The organism is Pseudonocardia sp. WMMC193 (genome assembly GCF_021728735.1).
Lineage (GTDB): Bacteria > Actinomycetota > Actinomycetes > Mycobacteriales > Pseudonocardiaceae > Pseudonocardia > Pseudonocardia oroxyli.
In genome coordinates this window covers 5,435,383-5,451,536 of record NZ_JAKKDO010000003.1, presented here as the reverse complement: position 1 = coordinate 5,451,536, position 16,154 = coordinate 5,435,383, and the positions used below count along the sequence as shown (strand labels likewise).

Below are 16,154 nucleotides of genomic sequence, written 5' to 3'. Positions count from 1 at the left end.
GTTGATCTTGATGGTTTTGTCCGGTTCTCAGGGCTGGTCATGGCTTCTCTCGGCTTGGTGATCTTTGGTCAGTCGGGTGGGTCGTTGTGCTCGGTTGGTCGGATGAGCTGGATGACGGGAGCGGGGGTGGACTGGGTCTTGAGGCGGCGCAGCGCCTTCGCTGCGGTGCCGCGAGCGACGTCGGCGAGGTCCTGGAGCTCGGACACGGTCGGTAACCGGCCGTGCTCGGCCGCGTGCGAGCGCGCGACGGTCATCGCGTGATCGCGTTGCGGCGACTCGGCAGCACGTCCAGGTGGCTCGGTAGGCGGCACCGCGGCCGACTCGGCTGCGCTGAGGGCCGCGGGCTCAGCGGCGCCCGGTCCGACAGGGGCGCCGTCGTGATACCCGGCTGTGTGTTCAGCGCGGTGTACGCCGGCGTACCCCTCGTGCCGGTGTACGGGATATCCCTCGGCCAGCAGGTACAGCAGATGCGCTACCACCGCGGCCGCGACGGCCGGCCACGCGCCGACTCCGAAGCGGATCGCCGGGGACGCCTCGAGATTCGCCTCGGATGCGAGGTACACGGCCTGTGCCAACCCGGACAGCCCAGCCGCTGTCACGACGACAGCCCACGCATATCGTGCCGCCGACCCGGTGAGCCGAGCCGTCGCGGCGTACGCCACGAGAGCGAGGCCGTCGGTGATGAGGGGGTAGAGCCACGCGATCCCGGCCGGGACGCGGGAGGCGATGGCGACCTCGTAGAGACCGTGGGCGGTCGCGGCCGCGGCTCCGAGCGCGACAGCCAGCCCGGGCAGCCAAATCGCCCGTGATCTCATCGGGGACCACCGCCCTCGCCCGAAAGAGTGGGAGGTGCCTCCGGTGCGGCTTCTGTCCGGTCGCGGGCCCACCACGTGCTGATGGCGTCGGCGACGTCCAGGCTGGGGACCGCGACGGCAGCCGAGGGATGGGCCGTCCAGCCGGGTCGGGAGCGGTGGTTGTCCCGGGAGCACGTTCCTGCGTAGATCCGGATCCGTCGCACCACCCCGGGCCGCAGACGCTCATGCCAGTCCGCGGCCAGCGCGACCGAGGCCGCCGGTCCCTGATACGCAGCCGACCAGGACTCCATGAGGCAGACGAGCTCCTCGACGACCTCGGGGTGCCACGGCCAGCAGTCCGGGAAGCTCTGGGCGGCGTCGGAGTAGCGCAGGTAGATGACTCCGACCCAGTCGCCGACGTCGTCGAGCAGCTCGCGGACATTGCCGGGGTTCTCGGGCGCGAGAAGCCAGGTCATGCAGGGCTGCGGCTCACGTCGTGCGCGCAGGGCGTGGACGGTCCGAGTCAGGGCCGCGACCAGCTGGACCAGGTCCTCCACGCGTTGCGGCAGACCACGGATCTCGCCGACTCGTCGTTCGAGCTCGTCGACCTGACGTGCAAGGGCTGCGACCGGGTCGGGCTCAGGTTCATCGCTGTTCATCGGCATCCTCTGCTCCCGTCCGGCTCGGCGAGCCCAGCGCGTACAGCCCAAAGCAGGGCAGCGCGCTCTGCACGTGCCGCGGCGGCTGGCGCGAGGCCCGAGTCGAGCTGCTCGGCTCGCCTGGCCCAGCTGGTCGCGTAGTGAAGGGCACGCCGTCGCGCCTGTTGGAGCGTCTCGTCGCGGTAGCGGTCGATCCATTCGTGGCTAGTGGCGATCGAGGCGACGTCGGAAACGTCGAGGGACCAACGATCGGGAGCGAGCCCGATCCGCTCGGACGTCCCGAGGGTGTACTCGGCGACCAAGATCCTGGCCCCGTCGCGATCGAATCCAATCGCACACAGGAGCTCCACCGCCTGCTCCTGCGACACGGGTCGGGAGGCATCGACGAAGCGCAGCTGTACAGGTCTACGCCCGTGCAGGTTCTCCGGGTCGACGGTCATGTCCGCTCCTCGGCAGACGGGTCGGCATGACGCGGGGGCTCCGGGTCCGGGTGAGCGCTGATGGGCTCCCAGATTCGGGCAGCTCGCTGTGCGAGCCCGCGACGCCTCTCACGCCAAGCAGCCGTCCGGATGTCGATCCGGTGCCAGACCATGGGCGCTCGCCCGATGACCGGCGGGATGCCCTTGCGGATGAGCAGGACCCGGAAGGTCGGGAGGGCGCCGATCTGTCCCGGAGCGAGGACCGGCACCTTCCGGACCGTTCTGGACGTGACGGCTCCGCCCGAGTCGGTCGTCACGACGGGTTCGTCTCGATCTCCGGTCACCGTGGACCAGAACTCGAGGTCGTCGCGGTCCAGCGTGCCACCGAAGATCATCGCGGCGCCGGTGTTGTTCAGGATGGTCGCCGCGTCGTGCTCGCCCCATCGAGCGAGTAGCTGGGCCCGCGATTGGAAAGCGCCGATGATCGTGACTCCGCGGCCGCCCATGTCGGCTGTCCAAGACTGCAGCGGCACCGGGGAGATCACCGCGGCTTCGTCCAGGGCCAGGGTCAATGGCGGGTCGAGACGCCCGGCAGGCAGTCGGGCGGCGATCCGACGGGCCTCCCGCGCGAGGAACCCGGTCAGCGCGCAGACCAGCGGTGCCGCGTGTGCCTCCTCCGCTCCGAGGACGAACACCGTTCCCCGCTCCCGGAGGAGCACCTCGACGTCGAACCGAGGCTCATCGTCGGCAGCCGCCGCGGTGGCCGCGGGCGAGGTCAGCCAACTGAGCGCCGGCATGACACTGGACGTGATCGATGTCCGCGTCCGCTCGTTCGTGCCGACGAACTGACTGACGTCTTGCTCGAAGGCCGGGTCATCGCTGGCTCGCAGAAGAGCGGTGACCTCGCGGTGTGCCCTCTCGGGATCGGCGACCCATCCCTGAACGTCGCGCATCGACCTGTCGCCGAGTGCGGCGGCATGAAGGAACGCTGCGAGGACTCGGCGGGCCTGGATGTCCCAGAATTCCCGATCGCTGGATGTGCCGGCGGAACGAGTGGCTCCGAGCATGTCGGCGGCTCGCTCGGAGGCCGCGACGGGATGCCGGCATCCGGTCAGCGGGTTGAAGTGGATCGTGGAAGGCAGGCCGCCGAGGTCGACGGCGTTGAAGACGTGGACGGGCCCGAGCTGTCGGCGAAGGTCTGCGCACCTCTCGTAGAGATCGGTGCGGCTGGAGGTGACGAGCGCGGCTCCCGGCGCGTCCAGGACGCGCCCTGCGAGCCATCCGGTCTTGCCGGTCCGCGGGCCGCCGAAGACGAGGATGACGTCTTCGACGGAGGCCCAGACGCTCAGGAAGCCTGAGCGGCACAGCTGGACGGCGACGTCCCGAGTGCGTGGGCGACGTCCTGCCGCGGCGAGGGAGGGGCGGACGATCCCGGCCCGGCGACGCATCGCCCGGGCCCCGGCCACGCGCAGAATGTCCGAGCCTGATGACACGCCGGACTTCCGGCGGTTCCGGGCCGCCCACCGCGAGACGATCCCGGCCGACCGGGCCCACCTCCACCAGGCGATGCCAACCGTGAGACCTGCAGTCCCCAAACCGACGAGCCAGCTCAGCACGGTGGAGTCGACGAGTACTGCTGCACCGACTCCGGCTGCCAGGACAAGCGCCAACCCGTGCTGGCGGGCAGTGCAGAGGGCGACCCCGGCACACAGCACGACGGCAGCCAGTACGAGTTCAGTGTCGAGCTCGATCACGATGCCAATCCCCCGTTCTCCGCTCGCCACCGCGCGGCGAAGTCCGCGGACTCGACGCACCCGGTGCCTTCGGCCGCTTCGGCGAGGTACTTCTCCACCGCACGCGCAGCGATGACGAATCGGCCCTTCGAAGCTCCCGTGCTGATGTGCGCCGCCGGGAAGTCTCCGCCGTTGACGACGCGGTAGAGGTACTCCTGCGAGATGCTCAGCAATGCCGCGGCCTCGGGAATGGAGTAGGTCGGCACTCCCGCAGCACGCTTCGCCAACGCCTTCTTCAGCACGTCCGCCCGGATCGACTCACGAAGATTTCGGCGCTGCTCCGCATTCGAGTTCACGTCAGCCTCCCAGCCTTCGCTCCTGCAAGAATGCCGTCCACGGCGACAGGAGCACGATTTGCGGTGATTCCCGCAGAAACAAGAGAACCGCAGAGAGCAGCCAACGATAAGGTGACTACAGGTAACTGGGGGTAACTCGCTGCCAGTTACCAGCCACACCGAACTGCGCGGTCCCGAGCGACCGTGAGGCCGGGCCGCACGTGGCGGCCCGGCCCCAGCCTCAGAACGGCGGCTCCGGCTCGAGGTCGAGTTCTGCACCGTCGACGAACACCCCTGCGAACGGCTCAAGGCGGTACTGGTTGGCAACCCACTGTTCGTCGCTGACCTGGGTGCTCCCGTGAAAGATGGACGTCGTGTCGGGGTGGGCTGCCATCGTGTCCTCCGGTGGTCGGTGCGGCTGGAACGCGGCATCGCCTCAGCAGGGCGTGCCGGGGTCCCCGGAGGGGACGTGCGGGGGTTCCGACTCCTCCATGCCGGTGTGGCCGGTCGCCGAGCGCACGGATCCGCACCCGACTTCACCCCGGACCTCACTGGGATGGAGGGGTCGGGTTCATCGCACGCCTGCCCCGGCATGGCCTGCTGACCTCCGGGCGGTCCTTCCGCACCGACCATCGGAGGACACCGCCTGCCCACCGGGCTGAGACCCTCACGACGATGGCCGAGCACGCCGACGTCCCTGGCGCCGTCGCTGATCCCGCCGTTCCTGCTCGGCCTCGCCACCCCAGACACCCGCATCCTCGTGCGCCCTCGCCCAGTCGCGACAAGCGACCAGGACAGCGCACCCCCGGCAGATCGCCTTGGCCCGCGCGGCCTGCCACCGAGCGAGGTCTCCCTCGCCGACTGGGAAAAAGAGTTCTGGATCCTTTCCTCGACAATTCGCCCGATGGCGCCAGTCCATGCCGCCCTCACCACTCACGCCGAGAGGCGAGGTCGGCGTGGGTGGATCCACCCTGCTCGTTCCGTGTCGGCACTCGACGCCAATCGAATCGAGATCGGATGATCGTCATCACGTGCTCCTTCCTGCTCGTTCATCAGCGAGTTCTCGTCCCTACGGCGTCGACAAGCCCGAGCCGGGGCGCGGCCGTCCGGGCTCGCCGGAGGCGACCGCGCCGCGGCCGCAGCGAAGCGGAGGGCCTGGACGGGCGGGTGGGCTCGGGCACAGTCACCGACGGCGTGCGGCGTCGAACTCGCTCGCGCGGGTCAGCACCGCGTTGTGGGCTGGCGCTGCGTGGGGCGGCCCCTGATCGGGACCGCCCCATCCCCGGTCAGCCGACCGGCTCGGGCACGGACGCCGCCGGGGTGCGCCCGCCGTCGGCGGCTCCCTCGTTGGTGATCTTCCGGACCTCGGCGACCTGGCGGGTCAGGCTCACCGCCACGTCGATCGCCTCGAGGACCGTCTGGCGGATCAGGACGTCCTCGCCGCCCTCGACTCGGGACTCGCGGGTGTAGGAGTCGTCGGCCTCGGTGCCCGTGACGGTGACCGTCATCCCCTTGGCGAGGGTGTCGTAGGCGTTCTGGGCCATCTGGCCGAAGCAGACCACGTTCTTCCAGACGGTCGGGCGGTCCTCCCACTCGCCCCTGGTCTTGTTGAACCGGCGGCTGTTGATCGCGATCGAGAACCGGCAGACGGCGGTGCCGTTGTCTCGGCCGTAGGCGATCTCCGGGGCCCGGCCGAGGTTGCCGCGGAAGGTGTTCTCGTTCATGGGGTTCTCCTTCAGGATGTCGGTGTGTCGTGGTGACGCGGCTTGCCTCAGCGCGGACCTCGGGTCCGGGGCAGGGGGTTCCGGCTCGTCCATCCCGGTCGTGCCCGCCTCCGCCTCGCCGCAGGCCGGACGGCAGCCGCAGCAGCGGGCTCACCGGGATGGATGGGTCGGGTTCATCGCCTCGCGGCCCGGGGTGTGTGCTGACCTTCGGGCGTCTCCATCGGCCACACGGCCGTCCTGGCAGGAGTCCGTGTGCGAGACCCCCTGCGCGTGCCGGACCGGCAAGGACCCTCAGGTAGCTCGACGACTGAGGATGAGCTCCCGCAGCGCCCGGGGCGGGGATACCTCGGTCAGCGATCCGGGCGACCAGGGCGGCGATGGCCAGGCGCGGGTGGATCCGCTCGACCAGGTCCAGAGCGATGTTGGCCATAGCACCGTCGCCGTCGAGGAGGGCACCGACCGCGCACAGCGTCGCGGCGGTCGCCCGGGCGATACCAGGAAGCTCCTGCGCCAGTCGGGCCCAGGCAGCGGCGGCGACCCCGGGCTCGGTGACCGCGGCCGTCCACTCGATCAGCGCGTCCCGGGACGCCGGGACCAGAAGCGCGGCGCCCACTCCCACGACGACGGGCTCCACCAGGTCCTTGAGCCGCTTGTCGAGCGCCAACTCCTGGAATCGGAGGACCGCCGACTCGGTCGCGGGCCATGCGTCGTCGAGCCGATGGATCTGCTGTTCGCGACGAGCGACGGTCGCGGTGTCGAGGCGGCTCTCCAGCGCGGCGGCCAGGTCCGTCCGCGCACGATGGGTGAGGCGGCCCGTGTGAACGGCTGCCGCGACCGCTGCGATCGACGTTTCGGGGTCGTCGAGGACTCCGGCCTGCCCGCAGCCGCAGAGGCACTGCCAGGGCATGCCGGCGTGGACGGCCACCGTGTGTAGCGACTGACGAACAGCGACTCCCACCATGGTGAGCCGCTCGCCGACAGCATCGATGACATCCGTTCGCGCATGCTCCCCGATGACGACCAGCACGGCGGCGGCCTCACGCTCGTCGCGGTGACGGGCGACCGTTTCGGCGATGTGCGCTGCCAGGTCACGGCTTGCTCGACCGCCATCGGGGAGGTCGACACGTAGCGTCAGAATGACTCGGCGGCTGCTCAACACGAGGATGATCAAGGACTCGGTCGGGATGAAACCGACCAGCGTCGGAATGGCCATGATGACGCCGTCACCGCTGGTCAAGCGGATCGGAGGCTGGTCGGCCAGGTCGAAGTCAGTCACGTCAGCCGCCCTGATGAGTGTTCGAGGGCGTGCCGCCGGGACGGGGTGAGTCCGCGAGGCCAGCGAGATGGAAGAGCGGATCACGTCGCCGTACGTGCCACCCGACAAGCGCCCCGGTGTAGAGGGGACTGGGCGAACAGATGCGGTTCTCCTCGGAGATCGAGTCTCCGTCGATGGTCAGGTGCCAGCCCTGGTGGCGACCGCTGTCGTCGTACCAGGAGTTCCACCAGCTCACCGTGACGACCAGCGGCGTGAGCCAGGGCAGGGTCAACGCCAGATAGGCCACCGCGAGGGACGACGTCCGGGTCGGGCAGGGCGTGGGGTTGGGGCACAGCACGGGATGCCTGGAGCAGGCCGCCCCGCAGTCGGTGTAGCGCACTTCGTCGGGACGCGCTTCGAGGGACAGCGCGATCTCGACGAGGAGCCCACGGGCGTACTCGTGGGCCCCGTAGCCCCCGGGGTTGCTGCGGTCGCGCGGAATGTTGCTGACTACGTGCGCGGGGAGCACGTAGCTGCGCCTGTAGTCGAGGTGACCGTACGAGTTGATCTTTCCGGTCGGGTCGAGCATCGATGGTCCCTCCGATGGTTCAGAGGGCGGGCCCGGCTGGGCCCGCCCTCGGGGTCAGAAGCCGGACTCGCCGAGCGCGCCGCTGATGTCGGCGGCGATGCGGTCCTCGACCGCCTCGCGATCGTCGAAACGCCGCCACGCATCGGTGTCGCCCTCTGCGCTGCTGCCGGTGGGGGCGGTGCTCGTGGTGCGGATCATCGGGGCTCCCGGAGCTCGGTGTGGGTGGAACGCGGCTTGCCTCAGCGCAGGCGGCCGGGTCCCCGCAGGGGACGGGCAGGGGGTTCGGGCTGGCCCATCCCGCGTGTGACCGCTTCGCTCCAACTGCCGGCCGAGCTCGACACCGCAGCGCGGTCTCACCGGGATGGGTCGGTCCGGTTCATCTGCCCGCCTGCCCGGCCGTCTGTGCTGACCTCCGGGCGCTCCAGGCATGCCGAGTGCTGCAGATCCGATGGGCCGCAGCACGACCACCGCACCCGTCCCAGCCGCACCCGAGCGCCGAAGTCCAGCCCAGCGGTCACACCGTCGGCTCGGGGCCCGCTCGGGGCCCCGACCCGACGGTCAGCAGTTCTCGCAGTCGCCGCTGACCGGGAGCTCGATGCGACAGCCGGAGCAGACCTGCCCGCGGACCTTGCCTGTGTCGGGGTCCCGCCGCCGCGGCGCGGCAGTGCCCTGCGCGGGGATGCGGCTGATGCGGACCGTCGAGGTGGAGTCGGTGCGGCGGGGCAAGCTGATCATCGGGACCTCCGGTGGTTGCTCCTGGTGAGACGCGGCTCCGCCTCGGCGCAGGCGGGCCGGGTCCCCGCAGGGGACAGGAGGGGGTTCCGGCTGGCCCATCCCGGTGTGAGCGCTCGACCTGCGTCCCCGATGTCAGCCGCGCCCGGGGTCCACATTCGGCTGTCGCGGTCTCGGCGGGATGGGTCGGTCGGGTTCATCTCCTGCTCGCCCGGCCCGTCTGTGCTGACCTCTGGGCGACTTACCGGTGCGAACTCCGGAGGTCAGATGGTCAGCCCGTCGTGACTGCTTCAGCCCGGCGGTCATCATCCGTCCCTGCCAGGCACGGACGTCCGCACAGGATGTAGGCGGCGAGGTGCAGAATTCCGTCGGGCCCCGCACCTCCTCTACCCTCGGTCGCCGATCAGGTTCGCTGCGCCTGAGTCCGGGCTCCGGATCTCCTCCAGCCTCTGCTCTGCAACCGTGATCGCACCGGCCGAGTTCACGGCTCGGGTCCGCGCGGTCTCGACGCGCTGCTCCGCGATAGCGATCTGTTCGGCGGTGCCACCGGAGGCGCGCAGGGAGGCGAGGCGCTGCTCCGCGGTCTGGAGCCGGTCCGCCGCGGCAGCAGCCCGGGTCCGGGTCCGGGTCCGGGTCGAGGCGACCCGCTGCTCAGCGGCCGTGATCTGAGTGGTGGATGCGCCGCCGCGCTGCCGGAGTTCGTAGAGCCGGGCCTCCGCCGACTCCACCCGTCCAGCAGCGTTTGTGGCGGTGTCGCGGGTGCGAGTGAGACTGGCCTCGGCCTTCTCGACCTGCCCGGCTGCGCGGGCCTCAACGGCGCGCGCCGACGCCAGGCCTTTCGCGGCCTGCTCGACCTCGCGCTCCACGCCCTTGGTGAGATTGATGTTCTGCCCGGCCTTGTCCGCGCCTGCGGCGAAAGCCTTGCCGAAGCGGCGGCCTGACTTGCCCGCTTCCTTCTCAGCATCCCGCGTCTCGGCGCAAATCCGACGTACGCCTCATCGATTCGGATTGCTATGGCACAGCGCACCCCGCAGCCGGGGTCGAGGCGAACGCGCTGGTCACGGCCTGACGATCAGGCATTGGCTGCTCTGCCGTCATCTCCGCGTGTCACGAGACTCCGCGACCTCCCAGCGCAGGTGCGCCCCGCCGCACGTGTCGCACTCCACTGCTTCCGGGGGTAGCCGCTCTGTCCACCTCGGACCCCCAGTGCGCGCCGGAACACCAACTCCTGCTTCGCCGCCTCCACCGTCTCGAAACGCTCGCGGGGCATGCAGGGCGGGGTCGGCATGCGGGGAGCGTCACCCGCCCGCGCGTCGAGAAGGTCGCACTCGCGGGTCGCGGTCACCTCGGAGGAACAGACCGTGAGACCTCGTAACGGTCCGCGTCCACGACACGACTCAGGACGCACCCATATCCAGCAGAGGAAGGGCGCCGAATGAACCAGCCGACACCACCAGCGGGCGGAGACAACGCGGGGAACGTGTCCCCAGGCGCCGAGGGCGCCGGTACAGCGCAGGCCGAGACTCCAGCCAGGGGTGGCACAGGGGCGCCGCCACCCGTCGTCTACAAGTTCGAGCCGAGCACAGACAGCGGATGGGTGAAGCCCGGCTACGCGTTGATCGTCGTCTGTGTCGTCTCTCTGATCATCCTCGGGATCCTCATCGCCGCTGTGCTCCAGCTGCAAACCCCGATGATGCCCGGGCCGAACGGCGCAGCAGCAACTCCCGTCGCCGACCCCAACGCGGGCACGGTTGCAGCGCTCGCCGGGGCAGCTCTGGCCGCGCTCTCGTCGCTCACTGCCGCCTACTTCGGCATCAAGGTCGCCAGCGAACAGAGCGCACAGGTCGCGGCGCAGGCGAACGCCACAGCGAGTCACGCGTTGGCAGTACTCGGCAACTCGACCAGCAACGGAAACCCGAATCCGAGGGACTTTTAGCATCCGGGTATGGACCTCGCTGCCCGAGGTGCGCGTGCCGCATTCGTGGCGGCTGATGATCCCGGACTGGAGCTGACCGGCGTTCTGATGCAGTTCCGTGTCTCGGTGAAGAACCAACTACCAGACGCCTTGCTGGAACTCGCCAGGAAGCACGGCGAACCGGACGAGATCACCGAGGTCGAGGAGGAGGCAAACGCTGCGCAGCGCGAGCTTGACCTCTCCGGAACATTCGTCTGCCCGGTGTCCCCCTCGAGGGAGACGACGTTCTCGCTAACCCGAATTACGGGATCGTGACTGTCCGCAACGTCGAGTGGATCCTCGACCCCCACGACGACTGGCATCACGTCGTGGTATAGCTCGAAGACCTCAACGAGGACGAGTACGACTTCGGAGTCGAGACGTTCCTGGAGCACGGCTGGAAGCCCGTTCTCAACCTGTGACCGCCAGTCGTACGCAATTCTGATGAACCGCTCATTCACGTTGTAAGCGCGCGCCTACTGCGAGCGATGGGGAGAGCAGACGATCGAACGGAGCCTCCCCCAATGACGTACCCGGGCAACCAACAGCGCGGCGGACAGCCGTCCGGCGGCCACAACCCCTACGGCCAGCAGCAGCCCGGCCCGTACCGTCAGCAGGCCCAGCCGCAGCAGTACGGCCAGCAGTGGGCGCCCCAGCAGCCGAGCCAGGATTTCGGCTTCGTTCCGCAGCAGCAGCGCCCGCAGCACCCCACGAACGTGCCGGTGTCGCTGCCGCCGAAGAAGCGGAAGAAGTGGCCGTGGATCGTCGGTGCGCTCGCGCTGCTCCCGATCCTGATGATCGGCGGCTGCATGGCGATGCTCGGCGGGGCGGTGTCGGCGGTCGACTCGGCCCGCCAGGGCGGTACCGCGAACCTCGGGGAGACCCTCACCTACCAGTCCGGTCTGGCCCTGTCCGCCTCTGTCCCAGCGCCGTGGAAGTCGGACAACCAGTTCGACATCGCCGCCGGCGAGCAGGGCTACGAATCGACCGTGACGATCACGAACGGCACGAAGGCCGCCGTCGGCGCCTCCCTGATCCTGATCGACGCCACCGTCGCAGGCGCGCCTGCCACCGAGATCTACAGCCAAGCGTCGTTCGCCACCCAGCAGATCGCCCCTGGGCAGTCGCTCCAGGTCCCGTTCCGCTTCAAGGTGACCAAGGGGACGACCGGCCCGTTGCAGATCGCGGTGACTGACAGTTTCAACGAGCCCATGTTCTTCACCGGGCAGATCGGCTGAACGGGCCGACTCATGGGGCTGTTCCGCAAGATGACCTCTCTCAGCACCCTCGGGCTGGTCGACTACCGCTCCGACAAGGAACGGATCGCGAAGTACACCCGGCAGACCCGCAACGCCACCAGGGCCGCTGTCGCGCAGAACGCCCGCATGCTGAATAACCAGTCCAACCACATCGCGCAAGCCCACGTGCACCATGTCGACGCCTACGTCCAGCGCCATGAACTCGCGGCACCGCCGCCGCAGGGCCCACCGCCGGGCTGGTACCCGGACCCTCAGGGTGTTGTCCGCTGGTGGGACTCGTACCGGTGGACCGAGCACACCGCCCCAGGACAGATCAGGCCGTAACCAGGGCGGACGCAATTGCGATGACAGGATCTCGGCCCCGACGCCACCTGCTCGGCGGGGCCGGGGCCGAGTGCAGTCCCGGGCGGTCTGGGCCGGTTCTGCGGTGCCACCTCCGCGGCGGCCGCGTAGAGGTTAGCGGCGGCGAGGAGGCCTGGTGCGGCTACCCACGACCGAGGCCTCGAACTTGATCATGTGCGCGGCATCGCCGTAGACAGGGTCGGCGGCGACCGCCTTCTCGACGGCGTCCAGCATCCTGGTGGACCTGCGCGTCGAGTACGCGGGCTCCGAGCCGCCCAGATCGTCCGCGAGCGCAACCAGGTGAGCGCGGGTCGTCTCGCTCGCAGCGTCGAGCTGGTCGAGCAACGCGCGCTGGCGCAGCTCAACGGTGGTGGTCACGACGCGTCATCCCGGCGCTCGACGCGAACCCCTCGACGAGGAGCCCCTCGATCTCGACCTCCGGGATCCGCACCGCCCGCCCGAAGCGCAAGGCCCGCACCGTCCCCGAGGCGACACCCCGACGGATCGACTCCGGGCTGATCCTCAGCCGCAGCGCGACCTCGTTCACCGTCGCTGCCGCTGGCACTACCGACACCGCGCGTCCCATGCCGCTCCCGTGGTCTCCCGTGGTCTGGCGTAGTCAGACGTTGGCTGGAGTAACGGTGCAATCGCGATCAGTCGCGTGTCCGGGACAGAGCAGGTCCCTCCGCCGCGCCGAGCGACGCAGGCCGAAACCGTCGGTGCCCACGGCTACCGTCCCCGGACGTGCCAGACGACGAGAGACCGGCCCAACAACGATCCTGGAGCGCCTGACGCTGCGGCTGTCCGAGGCCCGGGCCCGTGAACACCTGCGGGGTAACTTCGTCCGACTCGACGGCGAGGTGGTCACCGACCCAGACGCACCCGCCGACTGGCGCCTCTACCTCTGCCCACCAGGTCGATGACGGCTTCGAGGAGGGCAGCGAGACCGTTACAGGGCTGGACGACTGCAACACCGTGCGAAGGCCGTCACACCTTCTCCGGTAACGAAGCTGCATGTCAGAACGTTGTGAACAGTGAGCCGATCGAGTGATTGACTTCGCGAACTGTCGGTGCGATGTGCGACATTCGCCTGGACATCGGAAGGAGTAACCCCGTGACAGACATCGCTGAGCCTGTGTTCACCCACGACGTCGACGTGTTGGACGTCGCGGACTACCTCCTTGAGCAGGACGCGCGACGGCCTGAGCCCGACGTAACCCCGCTGAAGCTGGCCAAGCTTCTCTACCTAGCCCAGGCCAACTACCTTGCCTCAACCGGCCGCCGGCTGTTCGCTGCGGATATCGAGGCCTACGACAACGGGCCTGCAGTCCACCGAGTCTGGAAGCGCCACGCCGGTAGCAAGCAGATCATCGCCGCGCGCGACGACGTCTCGATCGCTCATGTCGATCTGCCGCAAGACGTCGCGGAATTCCTGGATGATGTGTGGTCCCGCTACCAGGACCACTCGGCGTCTCAGCTCTGGCGGCTGACTCACGATCAGACCCCTTGGCGGGATCACTACGTCCCGGGAGCGTTCCGGAAGCGCATCCCCGACGAGGCGATGACTGCGTACTTCCGTGAGCTGGTGCCCGCGGTAGAGCGCGTGTTCCACAGCAATGTCGTGATCATGCCTGACGACTTCCTCGACGAGGACGACGCCGAGCGGTTCGCCGAGCGGTTCGCGGAGTACTCCGAGCGTTGATCGAGCCTCCATGGGTCGGGGTCGAGCCACTCGCTGCACACCACGACACCGGAAACTTCGTTTCGGGGCGTGAGTCTGTCGACAGTTGGTTTCGCGATAAGGCCCTTGCGAACGCTCACGAGGTGTCGACCCACGTCTGCGTTGATGCGAACGGCGCGGTCGTCGCGTTCTTCGCACTCCGCACGGTCATCGCTAACGTCTCGGCTGCCCCGAGCCGGTTGAGGCGCACGGGGAACGCTGAGGGTCTGGCCCCGGCGATTCTGCTGGCACAGATGGGGGTCGCTGAGCAGTACCAGGGGCAGGGGCACGGAGCCCGTCTGTTCTTTCGCGCGGTGGAGGAGGCGCTGGTGGCACACACGGCAGTCCGAATGCCGTTGCTTGTGCTCGACGCCGCTGACGAGGGTTTAGTGCCGTTCTACGAGAAGCTGGCCATGAAGCGGATCCCGAACACGATGCGGCTCGCAGCGCTCATCCACAAGATCCCTGCCGGCTGAGGGCTTGCACTCGGAACAGGGGTTCTGACATACGCTGGACCCCGCCGCGCTTCCCCCGCGGTCGCCCACCATGAACGACCACGACGGGGGACAGCCATGCCCGAACCACTCGACCTGCACCAAGCCGCCGCGATCCTCCGCGGCCACGGTGGGCTCAGCACCACCGCAGACCACCGGAAGCGCGCCGCAGCTCGCATCCTGTACGAGCTTGACGACGAGTTCCGCTGCCGCGTCTGGTCCCGGAAGCTCCTCGACGCGCTCGACAGCGGGCAGGCCGACGACGTCGCCCGAGCTCGCCGCGGCCTGGAGCGGGTCCTCGACCGGTAGTCGGGGAACGGCTGACTGCACGCATCGCGGCGCTCCGTGCTCTAACAACCTCGACAAGCCGAACGATCACATGCCAGTGATCGCTGTTGCGCTGCCAGTCCTACCTGACCCTCCGAACTGGGCAGACCAGCTCGCGGCGTGGGGCCAAGTCGGCGGGGCCTTGTTCACGGCCGCCGCGGTCGTCGTCGCCCTAGCCCGGGGCTTTCATCGTGGTTCGCCGGATGTGGCGTGTCAGAAGGCTGGAGGGTGCCTCTGAGCAGGGAGAATGGGGATTGCTGAAGTCTCCATCGGCCCAAGAGCAGGAGCACCCTCCAGGTGAAGAAGACTATCGGGTTCTACCCGTGCCCGGACCTCGACACGGCCGCGACGACGGTGGTGTCTCATGCCGGGACGAGGCTGCTCACCGAGACCATCGCCAAGGTCGGACTCGACCGAGGACTGTCGGGGGCGTTGGGGCCGTGGCGGCCGCGGTTGGCGGTCCACGACCCGGCGAAGGTCCTGCTCGACCTCGCGCTGACGCTGGCCGTGGGCGGGGACTGCCTGTCCGACATCGCGTTGCTGCGCGCCGAGCCCGCCCTGTTCGGGTCGGTGGCCTCGGATCCGACGGTGTCACGCACCATCGACCGCCTCGCCGCCGACGCTGCCGCGGTGTCGGCGGCGATCGACACCGCTCGCGCTGCAGCACGGGCCCAGGCCTGGGCACTGGCCGGGGACGCGGCTCCCGATCACGACACCGACATGGCGAATCCGCTGGTCATCGACGTGGACGCCACCCTGGTGACCGCCCACTCCGACAAGCAGGGCGCCGCGCCGACGTTCAAGAAGGGCTTCGGTCACCACCCGTTGTGGGCCTTCGCCGATCATGGCGCCGCGGGCACCGGTGAGCCGCTGGCCGCGCTGCTGCGCCCGGGCAACGCCGGATCGAACACCGCCGCCGACCACATCACCGTCATCCGGTCCGCGCTGCGCCAGCTCCCCGATCACAGGCCCGGCAACCGGCCCGGTCGCAAGGTCCTCATCCGCGTGGACGGCGCCGGCGCCTCGCACGAGCTGCTGGACTGGCTGCACGGGCAGCGGTTGTCCTACTCGGTCGGGTTCGGACTGACCCAGGCCCTGGTCGACCAGCTCGCCGCGCTCCCCGCCGACGACTGGCAGACCGCGCTGGACGCCGACCGCGAGCCCCGCCCCGGCGCCTGGGTCATCGAGGCCACCGGGCTGATGAACCTGGCGTCCTGGCCCGACGGCATGCGGGTGATCGTCCGCCGGGAGCGGCCGCACCCGGGCGCCCAGCTGCGGATCACCGACCAGGACGGGTTGCGCTACACCGCTTTCGCCACCAACACCCGACCCGGCGGCCCGGGTCGCCAGCTCGCCGACCTCGAACTACGGCACCGTCGCCGCGCCCGCGTCGAGGACCGCATCCGCGCGGCGAAGGACACCGGGCTGACCAACCTGCCGCTGCACGAGTTGGACCAGAACCGCATCTGGCAAGCCGTGGTCGCGCTCGCCTGCGAGATCACCGCCTGGGCGCAGATGCTCGCCTACACCGACCACCCCGCGCGGCGCTGGGAACCGAAACGCCTGCGCCTACGGCTGTTCTCCATCCCCGCCCAGCGAGCCCGCCACGCCCGCCGGACCGTGCTCCACCTGCCCGCGCACGCACCCTGGGCCGGGCTGCTCCGCGACGGCCTCACCGCGCTGCACACGCTCGCCGTCCCCGGCTGAGCACTCCCTCACCGACACTACGACCGAGAACCCGACCGGACCAGTGGAACCGGCGCCCACCCGAGCGACCTCGGCCGAACTGTCATACCCCGAGGGCAGAATCCACCACAT

At 69.5% G+C, this 16,154-nt stretch carries 22 protein-coding genes and 1 pseudogene; 8 read left to right on the top strand and 15 right to left on the bottom strand.

The annotated features are described in order from the left end of the window. Window positions 1-68: 68 nt before the first annotated feature. The 13 genes and pseudogenes from L3X23_RS28045 to L3X23_RS27985 form a co-directional block, all read right to left on the bottom strand. Window positions 69-815 (bottom strand): hypothetical protein, encoded by a 747-nt coding sequence (locus L3X23_RS28045; protein WP_237195841.1) that lies wholly within the window; start codon window positions 813-815, stop codon window positions 69-71. Next, a complete protein-coding gene (locus L3X23_RS28040) occupies window positions 812-1,453 on the bottom strand; it encodes a hypothetical protein (RefSeq protein WP_237195838.1) in 642 nt (213 codons plus the stop codon). Before L3X23_RS28040 ends, L3X23_RS28045 begins: the two co-directional genes overlap by 4 nt. After that, window positions 1,450-1,893 carry a hypothetical protein gene (locus tag L3X23_RS28035; RefSeq protein ID WP_237195836.1) on the bottom strand — a complete coding sequence of 148 codons (444 nt, stop codon included), beginning with the start codon at window positions 1,891-1,893 and terminating at the stop codon, window positions 1,450-1,452. The genes L3X23_RS28040 and L3X23_RS28035 overlap by 4 nt, the downstream gene beginning before the upstream one ends. Further along, window positions 1,890-3,626: a type IV secretory system conjugative DNA transfer family protein gene (locus L3X23_RS28030; RefSeq protein ID WP_237195834.1), complete on the bottom strand. Its 1,737-nt coding sequence runs from the start codon at window positions 3,624-3,626 to the stop codon at window positions 1,890-1,892. The genes L3X23_RS28035 and L3X23_RS28030 overlap by 4 nt, the downstream gene beginning before the upstream one ends. Then, window positions 3,623-3,961, bottom strand: coding sequence for a helix-turn-helix domain-containing protein (locus tag L3X23_RS28025; RefSeq protein ID WP_237195832.1), 339 nt, complete (start codon window positions 3,959-3,961; stop codon window positions 3,623-3,625). Before L3X23_RS28025 ends, L3X23_RS28030 begins: the two co-directional genes overlap by 4 nt. Window positions 3,962-4,181: 220 nt before the next feature. Beyond that, window positions 4,182-4,334: a hypothetical protein gene (locus L3X23_RS28020; protein WP_237195829.1), complete on the bottom strand. Its 153-nt coding sequence runs from the start codon at window positions 4,332-4,334 to the stop codon at window positions 4,182-4,184. Between the two features lie 273 nt (window positions 4,335-4,607). After that, window positions 4,608-4,859, bottom strand: a complete 252-nt coding sequence (locus tag L3X23_RS28015; RefSeq protein WP_237195828.1) for a WhiB family transcriptional regulator — start codon at window positions 4,857-4,859, stop codon at window positions 4,608-4,610. Window positions 4,860-5,226: 367 nt separating this feature from the next. Next, on the bottom strand, window positions 5,227-5,664 hold the full coding sequence (locus L3X23_RS28010) for a single-stranded DNA-binding protein (protein ID WP_237195826.1): 438 nt from the start codon (window positions 5,662-5,664) through the stop codon (window positions 5,227-5,229). A gap of 397 nt (window positions 5,665-6,061) precedes the next feature. After that, window positions 6,062-6,877: pseudogene (locus L3X23_RS36715) on the bottom strand (DUF4192 domain-containing protein); the annotation flags it as partial. A gap of 64 nt (window positions 6,878-6,941) precedes the next feature. Further along, the gene (locus L3X23_RS28000) at window positions 6,942-7,508 is read right to left on the bottom strand and encodes a hypothetical protein (protein ID WP_237195822.1); all 567 of its coding nucleotides are present in this window, start codon (window positions 7,506-7,508) and stop codon (window positions 6,942-6,944) included. A 54-nt stretch (window positions 7,509-7,562) separates the two neighbouring features. Further along, complete coding sequence (locus L3X23_RS27995; RefSeq protein WP_237195820.1) at window positions 7,563-7,706, bottom strand: hypothetical protein; 144 nt, start codon at window positions 7,704-7,706, stop codon at window positions 7,563-7,565. Between the two features lie 360 nt (window positions 7,707-8,066). After that, window positions 8,067-8,243: a hypothetical protein gene (locus L3X23_RS27990; protein ID WP_237195818.1), complete on the bottom strand. Its 177-nt coding sequence runs from the start codon at window positions 8,241-8,243 to the stop codon at window positions 8,067-8,069. 383 nt (window positions 8,244-8,626) lie between these two features. Then, on the bottom strand, window positions 8,627-9,106 hold the full coding sequence (locus tag L3X23_RS27985) for a hypothetical protein (RefSeq protein WP_237195815.1): 480 nt from the start codon (window positions 9,104-9,106) through the stop codon (window positions 8,627-8,629). A 731-nt stretch (window positions 9,107-9,837) separates the two neighbouring features. On the opposite strand from L3X23_RS27985, the gene L3X23_RS27980 reads away from it, so the two are divergent. From L3X23_RS27980 to L3X23_RS27965, 4 genes are all read left to right on the top strand, one after another. Then, window positions 9,838-10,176 (top strand): hypothetical protein, encoded by a 339-nt coding sequence (locus L3X23_RS27980; RefSeq protein ID WP_237195813.1) that lies wholly within the window; start codon window positions 9,838-9,840, stop codon window positions 10,174-10,176. A gap of 9 nt (window positions 10,177-10,185) precedes the next feature. Further along, on the top strand, window positions 10,186-10,470 hold the full coding sequence (locus L3X23_RS27975; protein WP_237195811.1) for a hypothetical protein: 285 nt from the start codon (window positions 10,186-10,188) through the stop codon (window positions 10,468-10,470). 248 nt (window positions 10,471-10,718) lie between these two features. Next, entirely contained in the window at window positions 10,719-11,432 is a 714-nt protein-coding gene (locus L3X23_RS27970) for a hypothetical protein (RefSeq protein WP_237195810.1), read from the top strand. A gap of 30 nt (window positions 11,433-11,462) precedes the next feature. Continuing rightward, the gene (locus tag L3X23_RS27965) at window positions 11,463-11,777 is read left to right on the top strand and encodes a DUF2510 domain-containing protein (protein WP_237195809.1); all 315 of its coding nucleotides are present in this window, start codon (window positions 11,463-11,465) and stop codon (window positions 11,775-11,777) included. Window positions 11,778-11,909: 132 nt separating this feature from the next. On the opposite strand, the gene L3X23_RS27960 is transcribed toward L3X23_RS27965, so the two are convergent. Further along, window positions 11,910-12,173, bottom strand: a complete 264-nt coding sequence (locus L3X23_RS27960) for a hypothetical protein (RefSeq protein WP_237195807.1) — start codon at window positions 12,171-12,173, stop codon at window positions 11,910-11,912. Then, complete coding sequence (locus L3X23_RS27955; protein ID WP_237195805.1) at window positions 12,157-12,360, bottom strand: helix-turn-helix domain-containing protein; 204 nt, start codon at window positions 12,358-12,360, stop codon at window positions 12,157-12,159. Before L3X23_RS27955 ends, L3X23_RS27960 begins: the two co-directional genes overlap by 17 nt. Window positions 12,361-12,909: 549 nt before the next feature. Between L3X23_RS27955 and L3X23_RS27950 the strand changes: the two genes are divergently transcribed. The 4 genes from L3X23_RS27950 (at window position 12,910) to L3X23_RS27935 (ending at window position 16,043) form a co-directional block, all read left to right on the top strand. After that, the gene (locus tag L3X23_RS27950) at window positions 12,910-13,497 is read left to right on the top strand and encodes a Panacea domain-containing protein (RefSeq protein WP_237195803.1); all 588 of its coding nucleotides are present in this window, start codon (window positions 12,910-12,912) and stop codon (window positions 13,495-13,497) included. A 122-nt stretch (window positions 13,498-13,619) separates the two neighbouring features. Then, the gene (locus L3X23_RS27945; protein ID WP_237195801.1) at window positions 13,620-13,991 is read left to right on the top strand and encodes a GNAT family N-acetyltransferase; all 372 of its coding nucleotides are present in this window, start codon (window positions 13,620-13,622) and stop codon (window positions 13,989-13,991) included. 96 nt (window positions 13,992-14,087) lie between these two features. Next, window positions 14,088-14,318: a hypothetical protein gene (locus tag L3X23_RS27940; RefSeq protein WP_237195799.1), complete on the top strand. Its 231-nt coding sequence runs from the start codon at window positions 14,088-14,090 to the stop codon at window positions 14,316-14,318. Between the two features lie 315 nt (window positions 14,319-14,633). Further along, window positions 14,634-16,043 (top strand): IS1380 family transposase, encoded by a 1,410-nt coding sequence (locus L3X23_RS27935; RefSeq protein WP_237195269.1) that lies wholly within the window; start codon window positions 14,634-14,636, stop codon window positions 16,041-16,043. Window positions 16,044-16,154: the final 111 nt, after the last annotated feature.

Coding starts and splice junctions, on each gene's coding strand:
- L3X23_RS28045 (WP_237195841.1), bottom strand. CDS start 815: ATGAGATCACGGGCGATTTGGCTGCCCGGGCTGGCTGTCGCGCTCGGA.
- L3X23_RS28040 (WP_237195838.1), bottom strand. CDS start 1,453: ATGAACAGCGATGAACCTGAGCCCGACCCGGTCGCAGCCCTTGCACGT.
- L3X23_RS28035 (WP_237195836.1), bottom strand. CDS start 1,893: ATGACCGTCGACCCGGAGAACCTGCACGGGCGTAGACCTGTACAGCTG.
- L3X23_RS28020 (WP_237195829.1), bottom strand. CDS start 4,334: ATGGCAGCCCACCCCGACACGACGTCCATCTTTCACGGGAGCACCCAG.
- L3X23_RS28015 (WP_237195828.1), bottom strand. CDS start 4,859: ATGGACTGGCGCCATCGGGCGAATTGTCGAGGAAAGGATCCAGAACTC.
- L3X23_RS28010 (WP_237195826.1), bottom strand. CDS start 5,664: ATGAACGAGAACACCTTCCGCGGCAACCTCGGCCGGGCCCCGGAGATC.
- L3X23_RS28000 (WP_237195822.1), bottom strand. CDS start 7,508: ATGCTCGACCCGACCGGAAAGATCAACTCGTACGGTCACCTCGACTAC.
- L3X23_RS27995 (WP_237195820.1), bottom strand. CDS start 7,706: ATGATCCGCACCACGAGCACCGCCCCCACCGGCAGCAGCGCAGAGGGC.
- L3X23_RS27990 (WP_237195818.1), bottom strand. CDS start 8,243: ATGATCAGCTTGCCCCGCCGCACCGACTCCACCTCGACGGTCCGCATC.
- L3X23_RS27975 (WP_237195811.1), top strand. CDS start 10,186: ATGGACCTCGCTGCCCGAGGTGCGCGTGCCGCATTCGTGGCGGCTGAT.
- L3X23_RS27970 (WP_237195810.1), top strand. CDS start 10,719: ATGACGTACCCGGGCAACCAACAGCGCGGCGGACAGCCGTCCGGCGGC.
- L3X23_RS27965 (WP_237195809.1), top strand. CDS start 11,463: ATGACCTCTCTCAGCACCCTCGGGCTGGTCGACTACCGCTCCGACAAG.
- L3X23_RS27940 (WP_237195799.1), top strand. CDS start 14,088: ATGCCCGAACCACTCGACCTGCACCAAGCCGCCGCGATCCTCCGCGGC.